Here is a 7,580-nt window from a genome sequence, read left to right as displayed (position 1 = left end):
TCCTCACCCCGGCCGCCGGCCACGCCGCCGGGGAAGCCGCCGAGGGCAGCCCCCGCGTCCGGGCGCTGGTCGCGCGGATGACCCTCGACGAGAAGCTGTCCTTCGTCCACTGGACGGCCGGTCCCACCGGCGGCCCCCTCGCCCGCGGCGTCGGCTACCTGCCGGGCGTACCCCGCCTCGGAATACCGCCGCTCCAGGCCTCCGACGGCCCCGTCGGAGTCCGCCTCAACGGGGTGCGGGCCACCGCGCTGCCCACCCCGACCGCCCTCGCCGCGACCTTCGACGACTCCCTCGCCACCGCCTACGGCACCGTCCTGGGCCACGAGGGCCGCGCCCTGGGCCAGGACGTGGTCCTCGGACCGATGGTCAACACCATCCGGGTGCCCCACGGCGGCCGCAACTTCGAGACGTTCAGCGAGGACCCCCTCGTCACCTCCCGCACCGCCGCCGCCCAGATCAAGGGCATCCAGAGCCAGGGCCTGATGGCCACGGTCAAGCACTTCGCGGGCAACAACCAGGAGACCGACCGCTTCACCGTGGACGCCTCCATCGACGAGCAGACCCTCCAGGAAGTCGAACTCCCCGCCTTCCGCAGCGCCGTCGACGCCGGTGCCGCCGCCGTCATGTGCTCCTACAACGGCGTCAACGGCACCCCCTCCTGCGGCAACGACCAGCTCCTGCAGAAGGTCCTGCGCGAACAGTGGGGCTTCAAGGGGTGGGTGATGTCCGACTGGCTCGCCACCCACGCCACCACCGACCTGAACAAGGGCCTGGACCAGGAACTCGGCCTGGAGATGGGCAAGCCCACCGACCCGGTCCCCGATGCCAAGCACTTCGGCGCCGTCCTGCGCGCCGCCCTGCGCGACGGCACCGTCCCCCAGGCCGCCCTCGACCGCTCCGTCACCCGCATCGTCGGGCAGATGGAACGCTTCGGCCTCCTCGACGCCGCCCGCCCGCGCCCCGCGCGCGACGCGCAGGCCGGCCGCGACACCGCCCGCAGGATCGCCGAGAACGGCGCCGTCCTGCTGCGCAACACCACCGTCGCCGGCCGCCCGGCCCTGCCCCTGACCGGCCCGGCCGGCTCCGACCTCGCCGTCATCGGCGACAGCGCCCTGCGCCCCAAGGTGTCCGGCCTGGGCAGCGCGCACGTGGTGCCCGACGGCGCCGGGGCGCCCCTGGACGCCCTGCGCGAACGGGCCGGATCCGGCGCCACCGTCCGCTACGAGCCGGGCGTCGACCGCCTCGGCACACCGCTCACCGCCGAGCAGCTCAGCCCCGCGTTCACGGGCGGCAGGCAGCTCGACCCGGGCGGCGACCGCACCTTCTACGACGGCACCCTGACCGTCCCCGCCGACGGCGACTACCGCATCGGCCTGCGCGTCGACGGGGGCCTGGCCGTCCTCCAGATCGACGGCCAGAGCCCCGTGTACGCGGCCGACTCCTTCAGCGAGACCACCAGCGTCGTCCTGCGCCTGACCCGCGGCACGCACAAACTGTCCATGAACGGCTGGGCGTGGCCCGACCGCCCGCTGTCCGTCGACCTCACCTGGGTCACCCCGGAGCAGGCCGCCCGCAACCTCGACCGCGCCGTGGCCGCCGCGGCCGCCGCCCGGACCGCGGTCGTCTTCGTCCAGGACGAGGGCTCCGAGGGCTACGACCGCCCCTCCCTCTCCCTGCCGGACGGCCAGGACGAACTCGTCACCGCCGTCACCCGCGCCAACCCGAACACCGTCGTCGTCCTCAACACCGGCTCCTCGGTGCTGATGCCGTGGCTCTCCGGCACCGCGGCCGTCCTCGACATGTGGTACCCGGGCCAGGAAGGAGCCCGGGCCACGGCGGCCCTGCTGTACGGGGACGCCAACCCCAGCGGCAAGCTCACCCAGACCTTCCCCGCCTCCGAGAGCGCCCAGCCGATGGCCGGGCACCCCGAGCGCTTCCCCGGCGTCGGCGGCAAGCAGACGTACAGCGAGGGCGTCAACGTCGGCCACCGCTGGTACGAACAGCAGGGCGTCGCCCCGCTCTTCCCCTTCGGGCACGGCCTGTCCTACACCACCTTCGACTACCGCGACCTGGCCGTGGAACGCACCGGCGCGGGAGCCGCCGTCCACGTCACCGTCCGCAACACCGGCCCGGTCGCGGGCAAGGAGGCGGTCCAGGTCTACCTGGGCCCCAGCGGCCTCGTCTCCGCCCCGCAGGCCGTCCGCGCGCTCGCCGCCTACACCAAGGTCTCCCTGGAGCCGGGCGAGGAGAAGCGCGTCACCCTGCCCGTCGACGCCCGCCGGCTCCAGTACTGGGACACCCGCGGGCACGCCTGGCAGAACGCTCCCGGCCCCCGCGCGGTCACCGTCGGATCGTCCTCCGCGGACATCCGTCTCACCGGCCGTCTGAACCAGTGATCCACCCCACCCACCCCTTCTGAGAGGAAGCGCATGACCGCCACAGAGCAGCCCGGCACCACCACCCGCCCCATCGGCGCCGCCGACGCCATCGACGCCCGGGAGGAGACCGGACTGCGCCACGTCGCCGGCCTGTCGACCGAACTGCGCGACGTCGTCGAGGTCGAGCAGCGCCAGGTCCGCCTCGAACGCGTGGTGCTGGTCGGAGTGTGGACCTCCGGCTCGGCCGCGGAGGCCGAGAGCTCCCTCGCCGAGCTGGCCGCCCTCGCCGAGACGGCGGGCGCCCTGGTGCTCGACGGAGTCATCCAGCGCCGCGACAAGCCGGACCCGGCCACCTACATCGGCTCGGGCAAGGCGAAGGAGCTGCGCGAGATCGTCGAGCGGACCGGTGCCGACACGGTGGTGTGCGACGGCGAGCTGAGCCCCTCCCAGCTGGTCCGGCTGGAGGAGTTCGTCCAGGTCAAGGTCGTGGACCGGACCGCCCTGATCCTCGACATCTTCGCCCAGCGGGCCACGTCCCGCGAGGGCAAGGCGCAGGTCGCGCTCGCGCAGATGCAGTACATGCTGCCCCGCCTGCGCGGCTGGGGCGCCTCGCTGTCCCGGCAGATGGGCGGCGGCGGCGCCGGGGGCGGCGGCATGGCCACCCGCGGCCCCGGCGAGACGAAGATCGAGACGGACCGGCGCCGGCTGCGCGACAAGATGGCCAAGATGCGCAGGGACATCGACGAGATGAAGACCGCACGCGACCTCAAGCGCCAGGAGCGCCGCCGCAACAAGGTCCCCTCGGTCGCCATCGCGGGCTACACCAACGCGGGCAAGTCCTCGCTGCTCAACCGGCTCACGGGGGCCGAGGTCCACGTCCAGAACGCCCTGTTCGCCACCCTCGATCCGACCGTGCGCCGGTCCGAGACGCCCGCCGGGCGGGCCTACACCCTGGCCGACACCGTCGGGTTCGTCCGCCACCTGCCCCACCAGCTCGTCGACGCCTTCCGCTCCACCCTGGAGGAGGTCGCCGAGGCGGACCTCATCCTGCACGTGGTCGACGGATCGCACCCGGACCCGGAGGCCCAGATCGAGGCCGTGCGCGCCGTCGTCGGCGAGGTCGGCGGCGCCGGCGTGCCGGAGGTCGTCGTGGTCAACAAGGCCGACACCGCCTCCGCGCAGACCCTGGAGCGGCTGCTGGCGGCCGAGCCGGGAGCCGTCGTCGTGTCGGCCCGCACCGGGGAGGGCATCCCCGAGCTGCTGGCCCGGATCGAGGCGGGGCTGCCGCACCCCGAGACCGAGATCGAGGTGCTCATCCCGTACACCGAGGGCCACCTGGTCGCGCGGATCCACTCCGACGGGGAGATCCTCGCCGAGAGCCACGAGGAGAGCGGAACCCTCCTGAAGGCCAACGTGGACGCCGCGCTCGCCGCCGAACTCGCCGGCTACGTCGCCTGACCCACCCCGCCCGCCACCGGCCCGGTCGGCACGCTTTCCGGCGTGCCGGCCGGGCCTTCCGCATCTCCCCTTCGAGGAAAGTCGGGAGGGTGGCTGGATTTGTTCAGTCCAGTGGGGAAGAGGGTCGCCATATCGCTGCTGGGATGTCACACTAAAACGGCTCTAGAAAATGCTCAGGAGGTACGTATGACTGATACGCCGGAAAACCACGCCGCTGAGACCGATAGCAAGCGAAAGTTCCGCGAGGCTCTGGAGCGCAAGGTCCGCACCAACCGCTCACAGCAGGCCCACCTGGAAGGACGGTCCAAGATCAACGGGCTCAACGGCCCCAACGTCCAGAACCGCAACTTCCGCCGAAAGGCTGGCTGAGCCGCCCCAGGTCGTTTTCTCAAGGCTGCCGCGATCCGATGCGCATCGGATCGCGGCAGCCTTTTTGTATTCCGTTGGAGTCCGGGTCGAGGGAGGCTGGAATGATCCTGGAGTATCCGATGATAAAGATCTGCACGATGCTTGGTATTCGGACTCCGTTTGTCGATTGCGAATCGGGTTGATCCGGAAAAGAAATCGGATCACCGGTTTTCCCCGGGCCCGGGGGAGCCCCGGACGCCCGCGGCGTGTCCCGGCACAACCCTGGCCGCGCGGCCGGACGGGATGCCACCATCGGCCGCGCGCGGGCACCAGGCCCGTCGGCGAAGGGGGAGGCGGGCCCATGGAAGCGGAACGGTCACGACTGCGCGGCGGCGGACACGAGGGCGGCGGAAGAACCCGGGCGGCGGGCCTCCTGCTGGGGCTGGCGACCGTCCTGGTCGGCCTGATGGCGGGCCTGTTCTTCGCCTTCGACATCTCGGTGATGCCGGGGCTGGCCGCCTCCGACGACCGCACGTACGTCACCGCCATGCAGCACTTCAACGCCGCCATCGACGGCAACGGCCTCTTCGGCACGGTCTTCCTGCTCGCGCTGCTCGCCGCGGCGGCCGCGGCGGTCGTCGAGTTCCGCGGCGGGCGGCGCCGGGTCGCGCTCTGCGCGGGCGCGGCAGCCGCCGCCTACCTCGTCGTCCTCGTCATCACCTTCACGGTGAACATCCCGCTCAACAACGAGCTCGCGGCCGTGGGCGACGCGGCGAAGGCCACCGCCTTCCCGGTGCTCGACAAGTTCAAGGGCACCTGGGTCACCACGAACATCGTCCGCACGCTGCTCTGCACCGCCGCCCTGACCGCCCTGGCCCGCGCCCTGCTCCTGCACGGCCGCGACACGGCGGCCAGGCCCTGCTGAAGCCCCGCTAGCGGGACTGTCCGTACAGGACCAGTGCCCACGCCAGCAGGCCGGTCGCCGCCGTGCACAGCAGCGTGCGCCACACGTTCGCGCGGACCCACGGTCCCTCGAACGCGCGGCGCACGGCGGCCGGGTCGGCCAGGTCCTCCGCCGGGCCGGCCTGCTCCAGGGCGTTGTTGAGCGGGATGTTCACCCGCCCCGTGACGACCAGCGCGAGGACGCTCGCCACGAACGCCCCGATCAGCGGCGGCAGCACCTCCCGCCCGTCCGCGGGCAGGTGCAGGACCAGGGCGAGCCCGGTGAACAGCGGCGCGCCCACGTACCCGGCCAGGAACCAGCCGTTGAGGATCGCGACGTTGACCCGCTGCATCACCTCCACGGCCGTCCGGTCGCCCGCACCGCGCAGGGCGGGCATGACCGCCACCGCGAATCCGTAGAAGAGCCCGCTCACCAGACCCGTCGTCACCACCGCCGCGATCAGCGAAGCCATCCGTACCGTCTCCACGCAGCCCTCTTCCCCCTGCTCGTGTCGCCCCCGTCTGACCGTCCAAGCGACGGGGAGCCGGTCCGGGGTGATCCTACGGCGCGCCGACGGCCACGTCCCGACATATCCGACGCGGCCCAAAGTCCCAGTTCAGAGGCTTGGGAGAGGCTTTGCCGGGGCGCAGCGCGGGCGCGGTACGCTCCTTCGGCCGGGCCCGCACGCCCCCCGACAGACATCGGAGAGGAAACAGACGTGACCGACGCCAAGGACAGGCTGGACGTACTGCGGGCGGACATCGAGCGCCGCAACCCCGCACAGCCCGAGTTCCACCAGGCCGTACGCGAGGTCCTGGACACCCTGGCCCCCGTTCTCGCCGCACGACCCGAGTACGCCGAGGCCGGCCTCGTCGAACGGCTCCTGGAGCCCGAGCGCCAGATCATCTTCCGCGTGCCGTGGACCGACGACCGGGGCCGGGTGCACGTCAACCGCGGCTACCGCGTCGAGTTCAACAGCGCGCTGGGCCCCTACAAGGGCGGCCTGCGCTTCCACCCGTCGGTGGACATCGGCGTCGTGAAGTTCCTCGGCTTCGAGCAGATCTTCAAGAACGCCCTGACCGGCCTCGGCATCGGCGGCGGCAAGGGCGGCAGCGACTTCGACCCGCACGGCAAGTCCGACGCCGAGGTCATGCGCTTCTGCCAGTCCTTCATGACCGAGCTGTCCCGCCACATCGGCGAGCACACCGACGTCCCGGCCGGTGACATCGGCGTCGGCGGCCGCGAGATCGGCTACCTCTTCGGCCAGTACCGCCGCATCACCAACCGCTGGGAGGCCGGCGTCCTGACCGGCAAGGGCCAGGGCTGGGGCGGCTCCGCGATCCGCCCCGAGGCCACCGGCTACGGCGCGGTGCTGTTCGCCGCCGAGATGCTGGCGGTCCGCGGCGAGTCGCTGGACGGCCTCTCCGCGGTGGTCTCCGGCTCCGGCAACGTCGCCCTGTACACGATCGAGAAGCTCCAGCAGCTCGGCGCCAACCCGCTGACGGCCTCCGACTCCTCGGGCTACGTCGTCGACGACAAGGGCATCGACCTCGCCCTGCTCAAGCAGATCAAGGAGGTCGAGCGCGGCCGCATCGACGAGTACGCCGCCCGCCGCGGCCCCTCCGCCCGCTTCGTGCGGGGCGGCCGGGTCTGGGAGGTGCCGGCGGACGTCGCCTTCCCGTCGGCGACCCAGAACGAGCTGGGCGTCGAGGACGCGCGCACGCTCGTCGCCAACGGCGTCAAGGCCGTCTCGGAGGGCGCGAACATGCCCACCACCCCCGACGCGGTGCACCTGTTCCAGGCGGCGGGCGTCGCCTTCGGGCCGGGCAAGGCCGCCAACGCGGGCGGTGTCGCCGTCAGCGCGCTGGAGATGGCGCAGAACGCGGGCCGGGTGGCGTGGAGCCGCGACAAGGTCGAGGAGGAGCTCGCGGGCATCATGCGTTCGATCCACGCGGTCTCCCACGAGACGGCGGCCCGCTACGGCGCCGCGGGCGACTACGTGACGGGCGCCAACATCGCCGGCTTCGAGCGCGTCGCCGACGCGATGCTGGCCCAGGGCGTCATCTAGTGCCGTGACCGGGCAGGACGCCGCCGGACGCGGTCCCGGGCACCGGTACCGGACGCCGTCCCGGACACCGGTACCGGGCACCGCTCCCGCGCGCCGTCCGCACGGCCCCGGGCGTCCCGCCCCGCCCCCACACGGGGGCGGGGCGGGACCACCCGGCCGGGAGTCGGGCGGGGGAACGTAGCCTGGGTCCCCACCACCGACAGGGAGTTGCCGCGTGCTGACCGCACTGGACGGGACGTACGGCGACCGGGCGGACGCCATCGGCGTCGCCGGCCGCACCGCTTCGTACGAGGAACTGCTGGCCGCGGCCGGCGCCGTGGCCGCCGACATCGCGGGTGCCCCCGCCGTCGCCGTCACCGCGACGGCCTCGCTGGAGACCGTCGCC

General features: G+C 72.8%; 6 protein-coding genes and 1 pseudogene. 6 read left to right on the top strand and 1 reads right to left on the bottom strand.

All coding sequences use genetic code 11. From position 1 onward, the window contains the following. The 4 genes from ABZW32_RS38140 to ABZW32_RS38125 form a co-directional block, all read left to right on the top strand. Positions 1 to 2,396, top strand: a 2,396-nt coding sequence (locus ABZW32_RS38140; protein ID WP_356225279.1) for a glycoside hydrolase family 3 C-terminal domain-containing protein, incomplete at its 5' end; no start/stop codon positions are given. A gap of 33 nt (positions 2,397 to 2,429) precedes the next feature. Beyond that, positions 2,430 to 3,836 (top strand): GTPase HflX, encoded by a 1,407-nt coding sequence (gene hflX / locus ABZW32_RS38135; RefSeq protein ID WP_356225277.1) that lies wholly within the window; start codon positions 2,430 to 2,432, stop codon positions 3,834 to 3,836. A 186-nt stretch (positions 3,837 to 4,022) separates the two neighbouring features. Then, on the top strand, positions 4,023 to 4,205 hold the full coding sequence (locus tag ABZW32_RS38130; protein WP_266845177.1) for a DUF5302 domain-containing protein: 183 nt from the start codon (positions 4,023 to 4,025) through the stop codon (positions 4,203 to 4,205). 340 nt (positions 4,206 to 4,545) lie between these two features. Beyond that, positions 4,546 to 5,109: a DUF1772 domain-containing protein gene (locus ABZW32_RS38125; protein WP_356225275.1), complete on the top strand. Its 564-nt coding sequence runs from the start codon at positions 4,546 to 4,548 to the stop codon at positions 5,107 to 5,109. A 7-nt stretch (positions 5,110 to 5,116) separates the two neighbouring features. On the opposite strand, the gene ABZW32_RS38120 is transcribed toward ABZW32_RS38125, so the two are convergent. After that, a complete protein-coding gene (locus ABZW32_RS38120) occupies positions 5,117 to 5,599 on the bottom strand; it encodes an anthrone oxygenase family protein (protein ID WP_356225273.1) in 483 nt (160 codons plus the stop codon). Between the two features lie 246 nt (positions 5,600 to 5,845). Here ABZW32_RS38120 and gdhA point away from each other — a divergent pair, with 246 nt between their 5' ends. Both gdhA and ABZW32_RS38110 read left to right on the top strand, forming a co-directional pair. Further along, positions 5,846 to 7,195: an NADP-specific glutamate dehydrogenase gene (gene gdhA / locus ABZW32_RS38115; RefSeq protein ID WP_356225271.1), complete on the top strand. Its 1,350-nt coding sequence runs from the start codon at positions 5,846 to 5,848 to the stop codon at positions 7,193 to 7,195. 214 nt (positions 7,196 to 7,409) lie between these two features. After that, positions 7,410 to 7,580: pseudogene (locus ABZW32_RS38110) on the top strand (acyl-CoA synthetase); the annotation flags it as partial.

It is taken from the genome of Streptomyces sp. NPDC004667 (assembly GCF_040609475.1).
Taxonomy (GTDB): domain Bacteria; phylum Actinomycetota; class Actinomycetes; order Streptomycetales; family Streptomycetaceae; genus Streptomyces.
Note: the sequence above shows the minus strand (reverse complement) of the source record. Positions and strands in the feature narration are given on the sequence as shown.

Coding starts and splice junctions, on each gene's coding strand:
- hflX (WP_356225277.1), top strand. CDS start 2,430: ATGACCGCCACAGAGCAGCCCGGCACCACCACCCGCCCCATCGGCGCC.
- ABZW32_RS38130 (WP_266845177.1), top strand. CDS start 4,023: ATGACTGATACGCCGGAAAACCACGCCGCTGAGACCGATAGCAAGCGA.
- ABZW32_RS38125 (WP_356225275.1), top strand. CDS start 4,546: ATGGAAGCGGAACGGTCACGACTGCGCGGCGGCGGACACGAGGGCGGC.
- ABZW32_RS38120 (WP_356225273.1), bottom strand. CDS start 5,599: ATGGCTTCGCTGATCGCGGCGGTGGTGACGACGGGTCTGGTGAGCGGG.